The sequence below is a fragment of the Shewanella sp. UCD-KL12 genome (assembly GCF_001957125.1).
Lineage (GTDB): Bacteria > Pseudomonadota > Gammaproteobacteria > Enterobacterales > Shewanellaceae > Shewanella.
Genome location: NZ_MPHJ01000001.1, coordinates 284842 through 304417, shown reverse-complemented (window position 1 = coordinate 304417; position 19576 = coordinate 284842). Strand labels below are relative to the sequence as shown.

18 protein-coding genes and 1 other annotated feature are annotated in these 19576 nt (G+C 42.0%); of the genes, 7 read left to right on the top strand and 11 right to left on the bottom strand.

Annotated elements, in window-relative coordinates; genetic code table 11:
- Window positions 1-25 precede the first annotated feature (25 nt).
- From BM736_RS01380 to BM736_RS01370, 3 genes are all read right to left on the bottom strand, one after another.
- Window positions 26-577 carry a hemerythrin domain-containing protein gene (locus BM736_RS01380; RefSeq protein WP_179079000.1) on the bottom strand — a complete coding sequence of 184 codons (552 nt, stop codon included), beginning with the start codon at window positions 575-577 and terminating at the stop codon, window positions 26-28.
- A 146-nt stretch (window positions 578-723) separates the two neighbouring features.
- Window positions 724-1821 carry a response regulator transcription factor gene (locus BM736_RS01375; protein ID WP_076407784.1) on the bottom strand — a complete coding sequence of 366 codons (1098 nt, stop codon included), beginning with the start codon at window positions 1819-1821 and terminating at the stop codon, window positions 724-726.
- A gap of 132 nt (window positions 1822-1953) precedes the next feature.
- Window positions 1954-3999 carry an ATP-binding protein gene (locus BM736_RS01370; protein ID WP_076407782.1) on the bottom strand — a complete coding sequence of 682 codons (2046 nt, stop codon included), beginning with the start codon at window positions 3997-3999 and terminating at the stop codon, window positions 1954-1956.
- Between the two features lie 167 nt (window positions 4000-4166).
- Here BM736_RS01370 and nfo point away from each other — a divergent pair, with 167 nt between their 5' ends.
- Window positions 4167-5027 carry a deoxyribonuclease IV gene (gene nfo / locus BM736_RS01365; protein ID WP_076407780.1) on the top strand — a complete coding sequence of 287 codons (861 nt, stop codon included), beginning with the start codon at window positions 4167-4169 and terminating at the stop codon, window positions 5025-5027.
- An 83-nt stretch (window positions 5028-5110) separates the two neighbouring features.
- On the opposite strand, the gene BM736_RS01360 is transcribed toward nfo, so the two are convergent.
- From BM736_RS01360 to thrA, 4 genes are all read right to left on the bottom strand, one after another.
- Window positions 5111-5416 carry a hypothetical protein gene (locus BM736_RS01360; protein WP_076407778.1) on the bottom strand — a complete coding sequence of 102 codons (306 nt, stop codon included), beginning with the start codon at window positions 5414-5416 and terminating at the stop codon, window positions 5111-5113.
- 277 nt (window positions 5417-5693) lie between these two features.
- Window positions 5694-6974 (bottom strand): threonine synthase, encoded by a 1281-nt coding sequence (thrC, locus tag BM736_RS01355; RefSeq protein ID WP_076407776.1) that lies wholly within the window; start codon window positions 6972-6974, stop codon window positions 5694-5696.
- A gap of 34 nt (window positions 6975-7008) precedes the next feature.
- Window positions 7009-7950 (bottom strand): homoserine kinase, encoded by a 942-nt coding sequence (gene thrB / locus BM736_RS01350; RefSeq protein ID WP_076407774.1) that lies wholly within the window; start codon window positions 7948-7950, stop codon window positions 7009-7011.
- 43 nt (window positions 7951-7993) lie between these two features.
- The gene (thrA, locus tag BM736_RS01345) at window positions 7994-10459 is read right to left on the bottom strand and encodes a bifunctional aspartate kinase/homoserine dehydrogenase I (protein ID WP_076407772.1); all 2466 of its coding nucleotides are present in this window, start codon (window positions 10457-10459) and stop codon (window positions 7994-7996) included.
- A gap of 711 nt (window positions 10460-11170) precedes the next feature.
- Between thrA and slyD the strand changes: the two genes are divergently transcribed.
- Both slyD and BM736_RS01335 read left to right on the top strand, forming a co-directional pair.
- A complete protein-coding gene (gene slyD, locus BM736_RS01340) occupies window positions 11171-11755 on the top strand; it encodes a peptidylprolyl isomerase (protein WP_076407770.1) in 585 nt (194 codons plus the stop codon).
- A 152-nt stretch (window positions 11756-11907) separates the two neighbouring features.
- Complete coding sequence (locus BM736_RS01335) at window positions 11908-12294, top strand: hypothetical protein (RefSeq protein WP_076407768.1); 387 nt, start codon at window positions 11908-11910, stop codon at window positions 12292-12294.
- Here BM736_RS01335 and trpR read toward each other — a convergent pair whose 3' ends face one another.
- Window positions 12295-12573: a trp operon repressor gene (gene trpR, locus BM736_RS01330; RefSeq protein ID WP_076407766.1), complete on the bottom strand. Its 279-nt coding sequence runs from the start codon at window positions 12571-12573 to the stop codon at window positions 12295-12297.
- Between the two features lie 198 nt (window positions 12574-12771).
- Between trpR and BM736_RS01325 the strand changes: the two genes are divergently transcribed.
- Window positions 12772-13230 carry a cytochrome c gene (locus BM736_RS01325; protein WP_076409797.1) on the top strand — a complete coding sequence of 153 codons (459 nt, stop codon included), beginning with the start codon at window positions 12772-12774 and terminating at the stop codon, window positions 13228-13230.
- Window positions 13231-13306: 76 nt separating this feature from the next.
- Here BM736_RS01325 and BM736_RS01320 read toward each other — a convergent pair whose 3' ends face one another.
- A complete protein-coding gene (locus BM736_RS01320) occupies window positions 13307-13975 on the bottom strand; it encodes a cytochrome b/b6 domain-containing protein (RefSeq protein ID WP_076407764.1) in 669 nt (222 codons plus the stop codon).
- 303 nt (window positions 13976-14278) lie between these two features.
- Between BM736_RS01320 and hpf the strand changes: the two genes are divergently transcribed.
- The 3 genes from hpf (at window position 14279) to pheA (ending at window position 17809) form a co-directional block, all read left to right on the top strand.
- Window positions 14279-14641 carry a ribosome hibernation-promoting factor, HPF/YfiA family gene (gene hpf, locus BM736_RS01315; protein WP_076407762.1) on the top strand — a complete coding sequence of 121 codons (363 nt, stop codon included), beginning with the start codon at window positions 14279-14281 and terminating at the stop codon, window positions 14639-14641.
- A gap of 694 nt (window positions 14642-15335) precedes the next feature.
- Entirely contained in the window at window positions 15336-15485 is a 150-nt protein-coding gene (locus BM736_RS25100; RefSeq protein WP_179078999.1) for a hypothetical protein, read from the top strand.
- Window positions 15486-15664: 179 nt separating this feature from the next.
- Window positions 15665-15786, top strand: a sequence feature (Phe leader region).
- A gap of 40 nt (window positions 15787-15826) precedes the next feature.
- Window positions 15827-17809: a prephenate dehydratase gene (gene pheA, locus BM736_RS01310; protein WP_076407760.1), complete on the top strand. Its 1983-nt coding sequence runs from the start codon at window positions 15827-15829 to the stop codon at window positions 17807-17809.
- Between the two features lie 98 nt (window positions 17810-17907).
- Here pheA and BM736_RS01305 read toward each other — a convergent pair whose 3' ends face one another.
- On the bottom strand, window positions 17908-18243 hold the full coding sequence (locus BM736_RS01305; RefSeq protein ID WP_076407758.1) for a hypothetical protein: 336 nt from the start codon (window positions 18241-18243) through the stop codon (window positions 17908-17910).
- Window positions 18244-18432: 189 nt separating this feature from the next.
- On the bottom strand, window positions 18433-19521 hold the full coding sequence (locus tag BM736_RS01300) for a hybrid-cluster NAD(P)-dependent oxidoreductase (protein ID WP_076407756.1): 1089 nt from the start codon (window positions 19519-19521) through the stop codon (window positions 18433-18435).
- Window positions 19522-19576 lie beyond the last annotated feature (55 nt).

The window sequence follows — 19576 nt, the reverse complement described above, 5'->3', positions numbered from 1 at the left end:
AGCTCCAGTCTCAAACTAAGAACAGCTACTCATCCTTAGAGATATACTCCCTAAGCTCTTCAAAGAGTACATTATCATTATCACTAAAGAGCGGGTCATCGATAAGCTTTAAGGTACAAAGCGCCTGAATTTCACGCCAGTCAGTATCATCAATCACTTTTGCCCATTGAGGAAAGACGACTGAATCCTCATAATACATGTGCTCCTGCTGTAAAGAGACATATGACTTCAGATCCAGCACAAGTTGCTCCTTTGAAACGACGACATCACTTAAGATAAGATTCAATGAAGACATCAAAGATGCCGATGCTTCAATCAATTCTTGATGTTGTTGAGCTAACTTATCGTCAGGCTCAGTCATAGCAAGTTTCTTCAAGTAATAACTGTATATCAAGTCTTCTAAAGGATGATGGCTATGCTCAGCATAACTTTGCATATACTCAACAACATCCCTAATAAGGTTAAAGTTGATCGCTTCACCATCTGCAAGCCGTCTATATTTGACCTTCAAAATGTTAAGTAAAATTGCAATATGCCGATGATCTTTGTTCAGCCTAGCAAGCATAGTTGTCTCCATATCCCGAGCACCCTTATATATACAATATTAGTAAACAGATGAAATATTACCCAATATATCAAAGACCCTTATTACGGTGTTCTGATTAAGATCAACTAAACAAGCACTATTTAAATAGTATAAATCAATAAGCTAATGACAAAACCTTACTGTTGCACACTCGATTCAACGACGTTTTTAACGGTATTGAGTGAGCCCTGTAATCGATAAAAAGCATCTCCTGCTGAGTTAGCTTCTTTTAAATTCCGCTCAACTAAAGAAGCAAAGTACTCCTCCTGCTCCTCAGTCATATCTAACACATGGAAACTGGTTCTTATCTCTGTAGTCATACCGGTTAGCGCCGCACTGAACTTCTCATCATGTTCTAAAATCGCACCACTTATATTGCCAAGCAAACTTTGTATCTCCATAAAGACATGCTGCAGTGTTTGTTGACGCCTAATATCCATCACTCTCGCCTCTAAGCCCTCGACAATGACAGCAATAACATCCCTTAGCCTGCCATAAAGCACTTCGTCATCCATTGGCATATTTTTAATCAGGAAGGACACGTGTTTATCATTACAGATAGTGCGACTACCGAAATCATAGAGACGACCATGTTTATCTAGTAACTCTAAAATATTTGCTTCTATAGGAGAGATATCTGCATTTTGAGGTGCAAAATAGTGCACTTCGTTATCTCGAATCTCTAAACAGGTATTGAGATTAAGCTGCTGCATCAAATCGAAAAATGCATCGGCAAGACTCTGATAATCTTGGCAGAGAAAACACTGTCTAAAAAACTGCAGCACTGCGCCATATTGCGATGACTCAGTCATAGACTGAAATGCCATGTTTCTGGACATAGATTCAGCCTGCACTAAAGTACGTTTCTTAGCTTGATAGGAAGCCACCGCTTGTACCTTAGCCAGCAACTCTTTCAATTCAAATGGTTTAGCAATAAAATCAACAGCACTGACTTCATATGCCCTCAACCTCTCCTCTAAGGTATTCATACCTGAAACAAAGATCACGGCACAATCTTTACCCGACTCAGTTAACTCACTGCATAACTCAATACCACTCACATCAGGTAAGTTAATATCCATTAACACTAAGTCAGGTGTATGCTCAGCTAAGGCCCTGCGATACTCTCCTGCTTCGTGGAATACTGAAACTTGATAATCATCAGCAAGTACCTCCTGAATCAGCTCGCAGTAATCTTTATCGTCATCCACTATCCAAACTAAAATCTGATCCATTACAAAATCCCTCTTAAACGTAAATCGATGTGACCTATTACTAAGTTATTTTTACAGATAATCACGATATCTATGCCTTTCTTGTCGATGAAAAACTTCACCATTTAGAACATCCTTGTTAACTTGATAAATCTAACCTAAATCATTATTTGAAAAATTAACGCCAACTTGCTGCAACGCTGCGACTAGGCCCTCTATTGCAAAAGGTTTGTGTAATACTTTGTAGGGCATCTCTTCGTTACTATTGATCCCTATATCACCAATAAACCCTGAAATAAGCAGCACAGAGATATCCTCTTTGGCACAAATATCCTTAGCCAACTCATAGCCATTAATTCCCCCCGGCATCAATACATCAGTGATCAATAGCTCAATACCATTCAATCCATCCCTATACTTCTCTTTAACTAGCAGAGGGTCGCTATATGCTTCGACATCCATGCCTAAAATTTCGCAGTAATCCTTTAAAACATTCAAAAGGTCCTCTTCATCATCAACGATAAGTACTTTTAATCTTTGAGAAACCTTAGGTGCAATATGCTTTTTTTCATCAATAAGCTCATCTTTTACTTCACTTTTAGAAACAGGAAACCAGAGCCTAAACTCAGTCCCTGACCTGTCAGTCTTGATAACACTCATATAGCCATTAGATCGCTTAACAAATCCATAAACCATAGATAAGCCCAAACCTGTCCCATTACTCTTATCTTTTGTGGTAAAAAATGGATCGAAGATCTTTTCAAGTAGATGAGATGGGATTCCAGTCCCGGTATCGAGAACAGACACAGTAATATACTCCCCAGCCACCACCATAGGGCGACCTGTTAACCCTGGAAGAAATCCGGCAAGTTGCTCTCTACCACTGCGAATAATGATCTTGCCCTCCCCGCCCATTGCATCCTTTGCATTTAGCACAAGATTTAATAGCGCATCTTCAAGATCGCCTCGATCGACTAATATCTCCTCCACGCCATCTTCAGGTTCGAGTAGAAGTGTGACCTGAGTCGTCAATGACTTGCCGATTAGCTCCTCAATCCCACTGATAACATCGTTAACTTGATATAACTTGGCACTGAATTGCTCCTGGCGGGAAAACTGTAGTAAGCGGCGAGTCAGATCTGTGCCTCTTTTACAGGCTTTAAAAGCGGTAGTAAGGTAACGAGCAATTTTATCCTCACTAGACTTAAGCTCCATGAGTTCAAGGTTACCTCTCAGTACGCCAAGGATGTTATTAAAGTCATGTGCAATTCCGCCCACCAGCTGCCCTATTGCCTGCATTTTTTGCGTTCGAGCCATAATGTTCTGCAGTTGCTTATGCTCAGTAATATCTCGGCCAACTAATGCAAACAGGCTGCCGTGTTCATTTCGCTCCTCTAAAGCCACTAAGTGCATATGTAATAGTGCAGTATCATTATCAGCCTTAGTACAGATAAGCTCGCCATCAAACTCACTGCGAGAGTTAATTGCAGTAAGTAACTCACTCTCCTCAGTAGGAGCTCCTTTAAATTGAGCGTTCTCCTCTTTAAAGAGCAAAGTAATAGGCTTGCCAATGAGTTGACTACGCGGGTAATGAGTAATGCTTGTTGCTGCGGCATTGGCATACATGATACTGGCTACACCAAAGGGAGAGCGACTAGCCACCAAGATCAGATCTTCACTGTTGCTAACAATCGACTGAAACATCTCACTATCTACAGCATGAATAACTCTCTCCTTTGCCTTCTGCTGCCACTCAACAGTTTGTTGAACCAGCATTCCCATAATGATGTCCGATAAGAGATCGCTTGAGCCTAAAAGAAACGATAACCATTGGTCACTAGAGGAGTGGAAATATATCTGAATATTCACCTGTTTGGCCGGCCATATAACAAACGACTGCCAACGGTGCACCATAGGCTCCTGATTAGAAAAAGGCCAAGCTTTAGCCTCCTTCCAGAGTGTGAGATACCTGACAGGGTCTCGACACCAGCAGGTTGCTGACGATGGCATATCATCTGAATCAAGTGAGTCTTTCGGTATGATCAATACAGCTTGTGACTGACTCACCTCGGCTAGTATCCTGCATAAAGGCAACAAGATATCTTCCCCGTTGATGAAGTTAGCTTGTAATTTACCGAGCTCAGCCAACAACCTTGGCCAAAGAGTATTGATATCTGTTTGAGAGAATTCTTTAAACACTGTAGAGTCCGTTCCCTTTAGTCTTTAAGACTATCGCTTATCCATTTAATATCGAAAGTTCAAATCGCGTTGCTGAATAAAGCATAGTAAAACTAGAACAGTTCGCGAAATATTCGTCACAAAGCTTGTAACTAATTTTGTCTGTAAAATGAGAGGGAAAGAATAAAATGACTGTATCTAGGTGGATAGGGGCTCACGTCAGTGCAGCAGGAGGCGTACAGAATGCGCCACTGAATGCACTTGAGTTAGGGGCCAATGCATTCGCACTTTTCACCAAAAACCAACGGCGCTGGCAAGCTGCTCCCTTAACAACGCTTCAAATAGATGCCTTTAACAGTAACTGCCTTAAGGCTAACGTAGCACCTGAAGCAATACTTCCTCACGACAGTTATTTGATAAACTTAGGACACCCTGACCCTATCCAGCTAGATAAGTCTCGGCAGGCCTTCTTCGACGAGATGACTCGTTGTGAGCAGCTAGGGCTGACACTGTTAAACTTTCATCCAGGTAGCCACTTAAGAAAAATCCCAATCGATGATTGCCTAGCCTTAATTAGTGACTCGATTAATATGGCTTTAGACAGAAGTTCAACAGTCACAGCCGTCATAGAGAATACTGCAGGCCAAGGTTCGAATTTAGGCCATAGCTTTGAACAACTCGCTCAAATAATCGATAAAGTTGAAGATAAAAGTCGAGTCGGGATCTGCATAGATACCTGCCATATGTTTGCAGCTGGGTACGACCTCACCTCAGAGCAAGCGTGTCAGGCTAGTTTTAAGCAATTTGATGACATCGTTGGTGATAAATACCTCAAGGCCATGCACCTTAATGACAGCAAAACCCCATTAAATAGCCGAGTTGATAGACACGACTCCTTAGGGGAAGGTTATATAGGTAAGGCAGCCTTTGAGTTTATTATGAATCATGATGCCACCAAAAATATTCCTATGGTGCTAGAGACTACGAACTCAGAAATATGGTCACAGGAGATAAGCTGGCTGCGTAGCTTAACAAGGGAAGAGGAATAAGTTGATCCGTTTCATGGTAGCAAGTTTTGGCTACCATGATGGTTAATGTTACAGGCTAAAACAAGTCTAAGGATTAAGCTCAATCACCTGAGGCACTTGTAGATAACAGCAACGACTTTAGTTTCTTCACCTTCGCCGCCTTCATCGACCTGTAACCACACAATATGGGTACCGCCAATCTCTTCACCGTAGCTCATCGCCTGCATCTTGGCATCTCTTAAGGCAAACTCTCCAACTCCTTTGCCCCTTGCCATTGCGAAGCTATCACAATGTGTCACTTCAAAGTCATACGCCTCATCAATTCGATGATAAAACTGTTGCTCTTCTGGAGTATTGGAACATCCGCTAAGGGTAATAAATAGCAATAGAGATATAAAAGCTTTAAACACCGCACGTGAACCTTTTCGATAGAGTGTGGCGCAAGATATAAAAAATCGCCGCCAAAAAGCGTGATCAAGATCACCTTGTGAAAGTCAGGGTTGATACAAGCGGTTACACACGTTACTACCTACAAAGCAATTCACCTAACGCAGCGTAAAAGCAACATAGAGAATACATACCACGATAAAGATGACACTTGTTACATACATGGTGCTATTTAAATCAAAATAAAAAAAGAGGAGTTACCTCCTCTTTTACAATTAAGCTTATGACACTGCAGCCTCTTTATAACACTTTAAACAAGTGCTCCTTCAGTGCACTAAAATCATCAGCTAAGGTCACTGACAAAATGGCTTTGTTATCAACTGCAGCCAAAGCCTCTGGCAGTGGTAGCTCAACATTGAGCTCTCTATCTACCACATCTTTAAATTTAGCAGGATGAGCAGTACCGAGGAAGATCCCCTTCTCATCACCTGACATATTTAGGGTCAAAGCCTGAGCTGCGATTGCAGCGTGTGGCTCTGAGAGATAGCCTGCTTCATTTAAATCAGAAAGTGCTGCTGATGTGTCAGACTCTGATATCGCTACACCTGTGATGTCAGACAGAGACCAGCCCATCTTATCAACAATTGCTTCTACTCGCGGCCAGTTACTTGGCTCAGCAACATCCATCGCATTCGACATTGTTGCGACTGTTTGATGAGGTAGCCAATCGCCTTGCGCTAAATATCTTGGCACTGTGTCATTACTATTAGTTGCAGCAATGAAACGCTTAACAGGCAGCCCCATAGCTTTAGCAAATAAACCAGCAGTTAAGTTACCGAAGTTACCACTTGGCACAGAGATCACAGGGTCTTGGTTATGCTGGCGCTTAAATTGAGCAACAGCTTCAAAGTAATAACAGATTTGAGCAAGTAAGCGGCTGATATTAATTGAGTTAGCTGAATTTAGATGTAATCCATCACGTACATCACTATCTTCAAAAGCTTGCTTAACTAACGACTGACAGGCATCAAAATCTGACTCAACAGCAACAGTATGAATATTATCGCCTAGTGTGGTGAACATCTTCTCTTGCAGCAGACTGATCTTACCTTTCGGATAAAGAACCACCACCTTGATCTTATCTAATCCAAAGAAGGCATCAGCAACAGCAGCGCCTGTATCTCCAGATGTCGCAGTCAAAATATTGATTTTTTCATCAGACGCTAAAGCATTTAAACACTGAGCCATAAAGCGAGCGCCGAAATCCTTGAAAGCTAATGTCGGACCATGAAATAGCTCTAAACAATGCCTATTTTCATCCGCTTTCTCTACAACAAGATCAAAGTTAAATGCTTTTTCAACAAGCGCATCGACTCGTTCTTGGCCTATCTCATCAGCCAACCATGCACCCAACACTTTCTTGCTACGCTCTACAAATGGCAGCGCCAGTAGAGAGTCTATATCTTCGAGTACAGGAATAGAGGTTGGGAAAAATAGCCCTCTATCTTTTCCAAGTCCAAGCTTTAACGCCTCTGTAAAACCTACAACCTGTGACGGATGCTTTAAATTGTACAATTCCATAATCGGTAACCTTAATTCTAAATCTTATCAATAATTAAACTAAATCAGTTCTGCGAGTCCCTTGGGTATCGATTTTACAGATATGAGAAAACCCTTTGCCCGCTTCTACATAGTTCTTCTGCAACCAAGCTTGCGCCTTTTGCGCAGTTTCTAAGTTATCGGTAACTGAAAAAAGTGTAGGGCCGCTACCAGATATACCTGTCGTTAACATACCAATTTGTGACAAGGCTGCTCGAGATGCCTCATAACCAGGGATAGCACCAGCACGATAAGGCTCTGCAAGCACATCTTTTAAGACTGCGATGGCCATTGATGCATCTTGTTGATAGGAAGCATGTACGAAAGCACTTAAATAACGGCCAAAGTCGATTGCAGTAGACTTATCATATTGCTCTGGCAGTAAAGCACGCATTTTAGCGGTAGAAAGTGAGATACCAGGATAAGCAACCACCCAGTACCACTCATCAAAAGTTGGAATAGCATCACATACTTTTGCAGGCGTATCTAACATCAACTGCATACCGCCTAAGTAGCAAGGAGCGACGTTATCATAATGAATTGACCCACTTATCTTGCCCTCAAACTCTCCCATCAATCTAAGTAATGCTTGCTGATCATAGGGAGAGCCAAAGTGTTCATTTAATGCATAGAGCGCCGCAACGACTGAGCTAGCACTTGAGCCCAAGCCACTGCCTACTGGCAGGTTTTTCTCTAAAAGTAGCTCGACACCGTCATCTCTACCTAGTTGCTGTAGAAAAAACTCAGCACATTGAAAAACAATATTCTCTTGAGGGTTCTGGGGAAGCTTGTCAGCCCAGCGCCCATCAAGCGCAAGAGCGATCCCCGCTTTAGCCGCTTTAATTGAGACTCTATCGCCAAGCAAACTACCATCAATCGGTGCTAAAGCTCCACCAAGTAGATCAAAGCCAACACCGACATTTCCCATTGATGCTGGTGCGTAAACTGTTACGCTCATACAAAAGCTCCTATAACCGGGGCAACACAATAAACATTCAAACTCATGCGCTCATCTCCCGCGTCCAGTTCAGTGTTCTTAGCAAATCTGCAAACGCTCCCGCTGCAGTAACATCAGTTCCGGCGCCATAGCCTCTTAATACGAATGGAATCGGCTGATAATAACGGCTGTAGAAGGCCAATGCATTCTCGCCCCCTTTCACACTATAGAGTGGGTCTTGTGCATCAACTTCTGCAATCTTGACTCTGCAGCCTTCATCATCAATCTGGCCGACATATCTAAGGACTTTCCCTTCGCTACGCGCTTTCTCAACCCACTGTGCAATATGCTGATCTAGTTGAGGAAGGTTAGCCATAAATGTTTCAACATCGCCACTTGCATCAAAACTATCAGGCAGAACAGACTCAATAGAGATATCTGATAATTCAAGCTCTAGTCCAACTTCTCGGGCCAGAATAAGCACCTTTCTCGCCACATCCATACCGCTAAGATCGTCACGAGGATCAGGTTCTGTAAAACACTTATCTCTTGCGATTGCAGTTGCCTGTGAAAGCGTCATTCCTTCATCAAGCATGCCGAAAATGTAGGAGAGAGAGCCTGATAGAATACCGTTAAATTTAAGCAGCTTATCACCTGCAAATAACAGTTTTTTGAGATTATCAATAACTGGTAAACCAGCCCCAACAGTGGTTTCATACAAAAACTGTCGACGTTGCTTCAGTGCTGTTTCACGAAGTTTTCGGTAATAGGCGATGTCACGGGTGTTAGCTTTCTTATTAGGAGTTACGACATGCAGACCTGCATTCATTACATCAACATAGCGATCTGAAACATGCTCACTCGAAGTACAATCGACCAGTACTGGGTTTAAAAGCTGCTGCTCTTTGGCCCACTTAAGCATCAATGGGAGATCACACTCCACCTGACAATCTGACAACAAGCCTTGCCACTTATCCAGTTCAACCCCTTTAGCATCGAGTAACATATGACGAGAGTTCGCGATACCACATACTCTGATACTGATGTGCTCCTGCTTAAGCATCTCAGTTTGTTGCTTAATCTGCTCTAGAAGCCCTGCGCCAACGTTGCCGCTACCGACAAGGAAAACATCTAGGTAATGCTGTACATCAAAGAAACTCTGATGGCAGGCCGATATGGCATGCTTAGTTTTACGCTGCTCAATAACCGTCGAGATAGAGCGCTCTGATGAACCTTGAGCAATAGCAATAATATTAACAGTAGCTTGTGCGAGTGCCTGGAAGAATTTACCCGCAACACCTTTGTGAGTACGCATACCATCACCGATTAACGAGACAATAGCTAAATTATGGCGCATCTCAATAGGTTCAAGGATGTCACTTTTAAGCTCAAGTTCAAACTCAAGCTCTAATGCTGACTTGGCCTTATCGGCATCAAGCGTATTAATACAGAAACTAATGCTGTATTCAGAGGAGCTTTGGGTAATTAGTGAGATAGAGATCCCGGCACGTGAAATAGCCCCTAAAGTGCGGCTAGCCATGCCAACCATGCCTTTCATACCAGGGCCTGAAATATCAAACATTGTTTGATCATCAAGGTTTGAGATAGCTTTAACATTTAAGCCACTCTGATCAGCCTCATTAGAAACTAATGTTCCCGGTGCTTGAGGATTGAAGCTGTTTCTGATGTAGCATGGGATATGATATTGAGCGATGGGTGATATCGTTTTGGGATGCAGAACTTTAGCACCAAAGTAGGAGAGTTCCATCGCCTCTTGGTAGCTTAACTGAGAAAGTAGTTTAGCATCACTAACCACTCTAGGGTCGGTATTATAAACACCATCTACATCAGTCCAGATCTCACAGCAACTGGCATCAATACAGGCTGATAATACTGCCGCCGAGTAATCAGAGCCATTACGACCAAGCGTTACCGTGCGCCCCTCTTTATCACCGGCGGTGAAACCTGGCATCACCCAGACTTGATAATCCTTAAGTGCGACTTGGCTAAAACGTGCCTTACTTGACTCTATATCAACTAATGACTCCAGTGGATCGCCTGCACCAAGGAAAAGTGTTTGCGGCACAAACTGCTTAGCACTATGGCCTTTCGCTTCCATCAACTGAACCATTAACGCAGAAGAGAGCTTCTCCCCGCCAACTAATATTTCAGCTCGAACGAAATCAGGACACTCTTTAAGTAAGCTAATTCCAAGTAGCTTGTTTCCCCAAAAACTCAACTGCTCAGATAAAGTAGCCATTAGAGGAGCCACTTGATCCGCCTGTAATACAGAGGCTGCATCTTGATATAAGCGGTTGAAAACCGATTCAACATTAGCTAAAACTGGCTTAAAATCTCCGCCCGATACAGCAACATCTACCATCTCTAGTAAACCATTAGTCACAGTAGCTGGTGCAGAAAGCACCACGGCTACCTGCTCTGACTTTGCGGTATCTACAACGATATCAGCAGCAGTATTAAATCGTTGCCAATTGGCCAGCGAGGTACCACCAAACTTCATTACTTTCATATCTTCTCCTTGTACCACGCTACCTTAGAAACAAAAAAGCCCGCTCCTTGGTGTGGGAGCGGGCTATTGTTTACATTCTTTTAGAGTATGCTTAGCCGGCCCCCACGATAATAATCGTGGTGGTTGTAATAATGGTGGTTACAACACTATTAAGGCTATGCATTAAAAGGACTCTTCTAAGAAATATTAAAATCTGTGACTACAGAATTGCTTTTTTTCTATGGGGATGTCAACCCCTTATTGTTAAGTTCATCCAGAAACTTCAGCTTGCTGCTGATCTTTAATAGTACCTATTAGTTATCTAACTTTACCCTTAGACATCAGTCATAACGGCCCCACAAAGAAAATATATATGCCGTTTACGCAAACGTAAGCATTTCAGTATGCCTTTGTAATTTAATATATTATTAATACTGAAGATAACACGCTTTCACTAAACCTGCTTAAATAACAATTATGTTAGCTAATGTTCACCTATAGCCTAAAACTGTCACTATTGCTTTTTTAAACCTCTTTAGAGCGCCTGTGACTTTTTTTTCATTTAATATAACTAATTATTCACAATTGATACTTATAGCCTCTCATCCCCTACCTCGAGTACTTTGCCTTACTTCTAGTATTGAACATATATATAGGCATTAGGTGATTCAAGTCATCGCCAACGGGTTAAAAGCAAGCTAAAATGCGCGCACATTCTGAACTGGAGGCGATATGAAAATCACCCAACACTGCGCTGTAAGCATTCACTACCGTTTAACTGATGAAAAAGGTGAGTTAATTGAAGACTCATTTACTTCAGAGCCAATGCTCTATCTTCATGGCGCTGAAAACATGATCCCAGGCCTTGAGTCAGAGTTAGAAGGTAAAGTTGCTGGTGATAAGCTAGAAGTAACAGTCAACCCTGATAATGGCTATGGCCCATATCACGACGGTCTACGTCAAGAAGTTCCTTTAAGTGCATTTGGTGATATCGAAGATATTGTACCTGGTATGCGCTTCATAGCAGAAACTGAGATGGGTCAACGACCTGTTCAAGTTAAAGAAGTAAGAGATGATGTTGTTGTTGTTGATGGCAACCACCCATTAGCAGGCCAATCACTGAGCTTCAGTGTTGAGGTGCTTGAAGTTCGTGAAGCAACGGCTGAAGAGATAGCACATGGCCATATCCATGCACATGGCAGCTGTGGCGGCTCAGATCACGAGCATAACCATGAAGGTGGTTGTTGCAGTGAGAAAGAAGACCAGCCAGCTAAAGAGGGATGTGACGGTAACGGCGGCTGTGGTTGTAAGCACTAAAATCATTATTTTTCACTAATAAAATGAGTGACTAATAGCGTTTCATACTAGCCCTGTTGCATTTTAACTAGTGCAGCAGGGTTTTGTTCTCTATACTGTACGATAATCAATCAGCGATGGAATGACGCTGAGCTCAAACAAAGGACTGTAATATGCTTACTAAACCCATTTATGAGATTTTGCCTATCGGTTATATCACCATAGGTACAGTCAGCTTACTCTTATTAGATCAAGGCTACGGTCTCGTTTCATCGTTAACAGTCTATATTATTGGCGCCACTATTTATAATATGCGCTCTCAAAATAGGCGCACCGATCCCATTAGAAAGCGTAAAGCGGGCAAATTTCCGACTTCAATATACAACTACTTACCTTTTGCCTACTTATTATTAGCAACCGTAATATTTAAGCTGTTTTCTACCGGTGTTGGACCCGTAATTGCGATTAGCTTGATGACCTACTCTCTGTATATCCTTATCAGGCGCTCATCAAATAGACGCCATACAGCGCCTTGCTCACAAGAAAACCCAAATTTTTAATTACTCTAAAATAAGTAATTTTATCTTTTCTCGCTGCTCGAGTGTCATATGCTTTAAATAGTTAGAGCAGCGAGTAATTGTCGCAATACTGATCTGGAACTCTTGTGCGATCTGCCGTTGACTCAAGTCCCCAGCCAATAATGCTTGAAACACCTTTAAACGACTGGCTATAGCACTTCGCTCATCTTGAGTCAGTAAGAGTTCAAACAATTCTATTAATGCATTATGGTCATGATGATTAACCACTTTCTCTAAAACTAATCCCCACTCAGCTCTCATAAACACTCTCGTACTAGTACACCATTACTGGAAGTTTACCAATAAACCATGAAAAGCCAAACCATTATCAAATCGTGTCATAAATTGTTGCATCTTTACATGTAAACCCTTGAGTTTTTTCGTAGATCAAAAACACAAAAAAAGAATACAATGGCTCGAGACAGATCACATAATCATAAAAACCGTGAGAGCAATAAAATGAAAAAAGCAAAAGTAGCCCTTCTAGCATTAGTTTCTACGAGCATATTGTCTACTGCAGCAGTTGCAGCACACTTTAAAGACAGTGACCACGCTATTGATTACCGCCAATCAGCTTTCAGCTTAATGGCTTATAACTTTGGCGATATGGGTGCGATGTTAAAAGGCAAGAAGCCTTTTGATGCTGAGGTTTTTGCATTACGAGCAGATAACGTAGCAGCTATTTCAAAGTTACCACTTGAGGGTTTTATAGCGGGTTCTGATAAAGGGGATACTGGAGCACTTGCTAAAGTTTGGTCTGAAAAGGCTGACTTTGATGCGCAGATGAAAACCTTGCAAAAGAACGCTGCCGCACTTGCTATAGCCTCTTCATCTGAAGATAGAAAAGTATTGCAACAAGCTTTTATGAAAGTAGCTAAAAGCTGTAAAGGTTGTCATGACGTTTATAAAAAAGATTAATTCTTAGACGTTAATAAAAAGGCTATTGTTTACCGAACAATAGCCTTTTTTCTTGTCCTCAAAAATGCTGTAGCATCTATAACATCTGAGCAATTGGAAGAATTAGGTAATTACCGACCAATATTGCTAAAACAGAGAATAGTGCAATAGCAACAAAAATTGATCTAAAACTCAGGGACACGCTCGTTAACTGAGAAACTCTCTTATAGCCAGTGATCATAGGTAAGATAAGCTTATCGCCTTTAATTGTATGAACCAGCACAGCCAAGATATGTATCGAGGCTAATAGCAAAATACCATTGAAGGTCTGTTTATGCAGCCAAGTTAACCATAATGCAGTTTCATTAGAGACATAACTAAATAGCGGCCCCTCAGTAAATATCTCATCGGTAGCAAACAAACCTGTTGTTAACTGTAAGGCCAAAATCGCGATCAGTGCGATAACCATATAACCGCCAAGTGGATTATGGCCAACGCTAGGAGAAACACCGTGACGTCTAATACTCGCGACATACTGCAATACCGTTTTCGGATGCTTGATAAAATGCGTGAACTTAGCGGTATCACTTCCCACCAACCCCCAGATGATACGAAACACAATCAATACCATTAGCGAATATGCTAGCACTTGATGCCACACTAACTCTCCGGCATCAGCTGACCACCATAACCCCGCCAAAAGACCTATCATCCCCCAATGGAATACTCTAGTAGGAAAATCCCAGACTTTAATTTTATGATTCATGTTTTACCTAATAGAAACCTAACAGCTAAGCATCGAAGTAGATGCTAAAAAGGATGTGTTAACGATGATATTAGAAGAGGATTTGCGAGGCAAGTTTTGAAGCGTAACCAAATTTATCCATTCAAATATGAGCCTGTTTTAATAAGTTTTCAAGCACTATTTGGAGGGATTTACGCAAAAGTGTCTAAGTGATCAAATTAAGCACGAACAGCAAGAAATAGGCTTAAAAACGTGATTTAGATCACGACTTTCGTCGCTGAGGTTGGTAGTCTGAATTCAAGGAAACAACAAAAGGTTCAATATATGACAAAGATTACCAGCAAACACCTTGAAGTTACTCCACTCATTCGCGAACGTATAGAAGCTAGGTTAGAGAAGCTTTCTAGACACGATGTACAGCTCATTAACCCTCATGTGATCATTATTCAGGAGAAGCAGCAGTTTAAAATTGAAGCCGCTGTTGGTATCCCAAATCACAAACTCTTCGCGCAAGCAAAGCATGAGGATCTCTATTCAGCAATTAATGCCATGGGGCAAAAGCTTGAAAAACAACTCAATCGTCTGACACATAAAGGTGAATCACAGCGTCATACCTCGCTGAAAAGAGAGGAGGAGGTAATTGAAGCTCCGCTTGAAGATGAGTTAGAAGAAAACTACGCCGCATAACTTAAGCGAGTAGGGATTGAAAGCATTAGCCGCCCCTACAAGCTCTCAATTTTTCTTTAGCCATAACAGCTAAACATGTTGGCTAAAGTAGTACACAGAAAACAGGCGAAACCGCTTCACCATGCTAATATTAATGTATGGTGGAGCAATAAAAATAACCGCACTACCATAGGAGCTAAAGTCTTATCTGAACATGTTAGGCGTCAATAGGTCATTTAGCCTGCTATTCAAAGCACAGATGACAGACTACGAGTCAACAGTTCGCCTATTTGTTAATGCGGCCGTGCAACCATTAAGGTTTGAGCTGCACTTTCATGCCCATATTCGTACTTTCCACATCGCAAGTTGGTGAAGTATCTCAAATAGGGCTATTTCAGAGGAAGCAAAAAGTTAAAGCAATTAAGTTAGTTTGGAACAAGGGACAGGCAATAGACATGCCTCAATGCAGCTTGTACTAACAGATTAAAGTCTAGCAATGCATTCGGCTTTTAAGCTAAAAACAGCTAAACATGCCTGATTTTGTAATAGGTGTCTCAGTATGCTGAGATACAATGAGATTCACGACTAAATTTTCGCGGAAAAGCGTCAAATTTAAGGATTGAATTTCAATAATAAAATAGAAGGCTTAAAGACAAATTAAACCCAATATACAGCTAATCATGCACGATATGGGTACAGGCTAAAAGATACCGATATGTTCCGACAGCTACCGACAGTAGCAAATGCATCGCAATCGGTCAGAAAGCTAAAAACAGCGAATAAGCCTGTTCAGATAACGATTTCTCCTTATGTTGATGGAGAATACAATGAGACTGATATCACGCTTCCCTTCTCAAAAGTATGAAGCGATAGATTGAAGATTCAACTAGCGTTATGGAGGAGTTTTTAGTTTGATTTTTTATTGTTCAATCCAAAGCGCACCTCATGTGCGCTTTTTTGATCTCTCAGTACAATTTAATAGATCTAAAATATGCATAAGTTTTCATTGACAGCTGAGTGCACGCGCTTTACTTTTATAGCCATGAAATTGTTTAGCGTTCACTTTTTTACTTTCTTTTTTATTCCACCCATTCTGGGAGGCGGAATTTCGGTGTAAAAACGAAAGTGAAAATTCCAAAGCCTCCCACTAGGGAGGCTTTTTTGTAACCGCATTTTGTAAAATTCATTCGCTATATAGAGGGCAGTATGAGCAAACCACAGGCTTTAAACCAGACACGTGAACAGATCACCGCTTTAGATAAAGACCTATTAGCTCTATTGGCAAAGCGTAGAAATTTAAGCCTGGACGTGGCACGCAGTAAAGAGGTCGATATACGCCCTATTCGCGATACCCAAAGAGAGAAAGAACTACTCGCTAGACTCGTTAAGCAAGGTCGTGAGCAAGGGCTTGACGCGCATTATGTTATCTCGCTTTATCAAAGCATTATCGAAGACTCAGTCCTAAATCAACAAGCCTACCTGCAAGGAAGGGCTAACCCTGACATTCAGAAGCAACAATATTGTGTCGCATATCTTGGCGCGAGAGGTTCATACTCATACCTTGCAGCAAGCCGTTACTGTGATAGACGACAAGTAGACATGCAAGACCTAGGCTGCAAAAGCTTTGATGAAATTGTTCAGGCCGTTGAATCAGGCCATGCTGACTATGGCTTCTTGCCAATTGAAAACACCTCCTCTGGCTCCATCAACGAAGTGTATGATGTGCTGCAGCATACTAGCTTGGCAATTGTAGGCGAAACAACCATAGAGGTTGGCCACTGCTTACTCGGTAAAAATGGTGCAGCTATTAATGAAATTAAAACGGTTTATGCTCACCCTCAACCAATCAGCCAGTGCAGTCGCTATCTCAGCCAACATCCAGAATTTAAGCTAGAGTATTGTTCAAGTAGCGCCGAAGCGATGGAGAGAGTTTTAGAAAGCGAGGAGCTCAATGTCGCAGCTATCGGTAGTGCAGAAGGCGGAGCGCTTTATCAATTAGAAGCTATAGAGCAAGACCTAGCAAATCAAAAGATAAACCAGAGTCGTTTTATCGTTGTTGCACGTAAAGCGATTGCAGTGCCTGAGCAATTACCAGCTAAATCGACACTGATCATGGCAACAGGGCAAAAGCCTGGCGCCTTGGTTGAGGCTCTGCTGGTCTTAAAAGCACATAACCTAAACATGAGTAAACTTGAGTCTCGCCCTATTCCTGGTACGCCATGGGAAGAGATGTTTTACCTCGATCTTGATGCCAATCTATCTAGCGATGCGATGCAATCAGCATTAAAAGAGCTTGAGCGTATTACTCGCTTTATTAAAGTATTGGGCTGTTACCCATGTGAAACCGTCAACCCGACACAGCTTACCAATAGTCAATTGATGATAGAGCCTGATACGAGTCGAGCACAGAATACGGCCAAACAACTGAGTGATGAGCCAAGCTCTGCTCAGCTTCGCTATACCAAAGAGCATCATCAAGACGCCTCACAGCTCACCTGCGGGCAACTTCAAGTCGGAGATGGCCAGTTTGGTGCGTTTGCTTTAGTTTCTCTACCTCAGGATGTTGAGCAATTTAGCCAAAAAGCAAAGTCACTTAAAGAAGCAGGCTTCCAGGCCATCATCATTGAAGGTATCTCTCACCAACCAGAAGCAGAGTCGAGCCTTGTTAACCTTAAAAAGGCCCTTTATCAATTTGGCTTAGAATGCGTTATCTCAGTTGAGCATGAGTCTGAGTTAAAGCTTGCTACCGAACATGCCAGTATTTTACTAATTACAGGTAAGCAGATGCATAACCACTCACTGCTGAAAGAGGTTGGTTCGCTACACGTTCCTGTTATCTTAGAGCGAAATACCATGGCCAGTGTCGAGGAGTATTTTGAGGCTGCAGAGGTTATCTTATCTAATGGCAACCAGCAGCTCATACTTTGTGAGTCTGGTGTGAGAACCTTTAACGACTCCAACAAGCCAGTCTTAGATTTAGCCGCACTTGTCGATATTAAAGCTATCTCTCATCTTCCGGTACTGGTCAATCCAAGTTATGCATCAACGGAGCAAACACTGTCACAACATGCAAATGCAGCAAAAAAGCTTACAGCTGATGGCTTAGTCCTTAACTTCTCTTCTGATGTAGAGACATTTAACACTGAGCTCGCTCGTCATAGTGAGCTACTCAGGGTGCTGTATAAATAATCTCACTAAGTATAAGTTTTTCAGCTTCAGATATTTAGCAACAAAAAAGAGGACCATTTGGTCCTCTTTTTATTTGAATAACCGCTATTTGGTTAGGCTTATACAGCTTCACCGTCAGTTAAATTCAACCATCCCTTAAGAATACGGTGGCAAAACCACAAAGTCGCCACTAAGTAGACTGTCAAACTCATCCAAATCTGAGTCAGTGACAACCCGACGCCTCCCAGAACCATAAAGCCAATGATAGAGTGTCTCTGCCAACGTAGATGAGAAGAGAGCAACTCACCTGAACTCGAGGTTTTTTGCCCTAAATTAATAAGAAGGCTGACCAATGTCGGTAAAAAAAAGATGGGAAAAGCTGACATTAATGCATAAAGAAAATGCGCTAAACTTGGATCGTCTCCAGACACTCTTTGAGAGGTTGTCGTTATCATAGATAGGCTCCAATACGGCAAAAGCAAAGATAAAAAAACACTACACATCTTTAACAATACGTTGTCAAAGCCTATAGCGCAAACAAAGGGGATAAAAAGTTTGCTCTTCAACTCTTACTAGAGGTAGGACCCAGAGAAAAAGCTAGCGAAGCGCTAGCTTAAGATAACGACTACCAGCATAATCTTTTCTTAAAGCGCTAAGGTCACATTGCTCTTTATCTTAGTTGAGCAAGCGAGCACATACCCCTGAGCAATCTCATCGGCAGTCAAGGTCATCTCACTTGTTGACTCCGTCTCTCCCTCAATGACTTTGCATTTACAGGCGCCACATACCCCAGCTCGACAGGCGGCGATAATAGGTAATCCCTCAGCTTCAATGCCATCTAACAAAGTCTGATTCGGATCCATCTCTCGCTTGTTATCGCCTATTCTCAACATAAATTTGGCAGCCGAGGAAGTCGCTAGAGGCGCGTTATCGACTTGAGGTGCATTGCCGAAACTCTCTTGATGGTAGTTATTCATATCAAAGTTGAGTGACCCAAGCAGCGCTTTCACGCCAAGCATAAATGGCTCAGGTCCACACACAAAAATGGTTCGTTCTTGATAGTCATCAGCAAGTTTCTTTAAGCTGTCAGCATTAATTCTTCCAGTTTCTCCATCGAAAGATGCCGGCATACTCTCACTGCCAGACTCAAGAATATACTTAAGCTTAAATTCTGGGTTATTAAAATTAACGGTATCTAGCTCATTTCTGAAGATCAGATCTTGAGGGCTTTTAGCACAGTGAAGAAATGTGATATCTGCGCCAACTTTAGTATCGGTTAACCAGCGAGACATCGAATACATAGGGGTGATGCCACTGCCTGCACTTAAAAACAGGTATTTATCGGCTTTAATATCGACGATATTAAACACGCCATCAGGGCCGCTTGCTGAAATAGTCTCACCGACATTCAGGGACTCAGCAATATAGTTAGAAAATATCCCACCTTCGATACGCTTAATCGTCACAACAATAGAGTAAGGACGTGATGGTGAAGATGAAATAGTGTAGCTACGGTAAACCAGCTCCCCTTCAACTTCAGCTTTAAAAGTCACAAATTGGCCAGGCTTAAATTGAAACTTAACTGGCTCAACGCCTTGAAACCTAAAACTGACTACATCATGGGTTTCTTGCCATTTCTCAACACAAAGCAGGGTTACTTCACCGTGTTGCCAAGTAGGGGAATTTAACTTTTGCTCATCGCAGTGGGCAGGAGAGATTAGATCAGTACTCATGAGTAACCTTATTTGTTAGAAACAACAAACTGGCCAGCTAAAAAAGCATGGCCAG

Bases quoted from the DNA above. Each gene is read 5' to 3' on its own strand.
- BM736_RS01380 (WP_179079000.1), bottom strand. From the start codon at position 577: ATGGAGACAACTATGCTTGCTAGGCTGAACAAAGATCATCGGCATATT.
- BM736_RS01375 (WP_076407784.1), bottom strand. From the start codon at position 1,821: ATGGATCAGATTTTAGTTTGGATAGTGGATGACGATAAAGATTACTGC.
- nfo (WP_076407780.1), top strand. From the start codon at position 4,167: ATGACTGTATCTAGGTGGATAGGGGCTCACGTCAGTGCAGCAGGAGGC.
- thrC (WP_076407776.1), bottom strand. From the start codon at position 6,974: ATGGAATTGTACAATTTAAAGCATCCGTCACAGGTTGTAGGTTTTACA.
- thrB (WP_076407774.1), bottom strand. From the start codon at position 7,950: ATGAGCGTAACAGTTTACGCACCAGCATCAATGGGAAATGTCGGTGTT.
- thrA (WP_076407772.1), bottom strand. From the start codon at position 10,459: ATGAAAGTAATGAAGTTTGGTGGTACCTCGCTGGCCAATTGGCAACGA.
- slyD (WP_076407770.1), top strand. From the start codon at position 11,171: ATGAAAATCACCCAACACTGCGCTGTAAGCATTCACTACCGTTTAACT.
- BM736_RS01335 (WP_076407768.1), top strand. From the start codon at position 11,908: ATGCTTACTAAACCCATTTATGAGATTTTGCCTATCGGTTATATCACC.
- trpR (WP_076407766.1), bottom strand. From the start codon at position 12,573: ATGAGAGCTGAGTGGGGATTAGTTTTAGAGAAAGTGGTTAATCATCAT.
- BM736_RS01325 (WP_076409797.1), top strand. From the start codon at position 12,772: ATGAAAAAAGCAAAAGTAGCCCTTCTAGCATTAGTTTCTACGAGCATA.
- BM736_RS01320 (WP_076407764.1), bottom strand. From the start codon at position 13,975: ATGAATCATAAAATTAAAGTCTGGGATTTTCCTACTAGAGTATTCCAT.
- hpf (WP_076407762.1), top strand. From the start codon at position 14,279: ATGACAAAGATTACCAGCAAACACCTTGAAGTTACTCCACTCATTCGC.
- BM736_RS25100 (WP_179078999.1), top strand. From the start codon at position 15,336: ATGTTCCGACAGCTACCGACAGTAGCAAATGCATCGCAATCGGTCAGA.
- pheA (WP_076407760.1), top strand. From the start codon at position 15,827: ATGAGCAAACCACAGGCTTTAAACCAGACACGTGAACAGATCACCGCT.
- BM736_RS01305 (WP_076407758.1), bottom strand. From the start codon at position 18,243: ATGATAACGACAACCTCTCAAAGAGTGTCTGGAGACGATCCAAGTTTA.
- BM736_RS01300 (WP_076407756.1), bottom strand. From the start codon at position 19,521: ATGAGTACTGATCTAATCTCTCCTGCCCACTGCGATGAGCAAAAGTTA.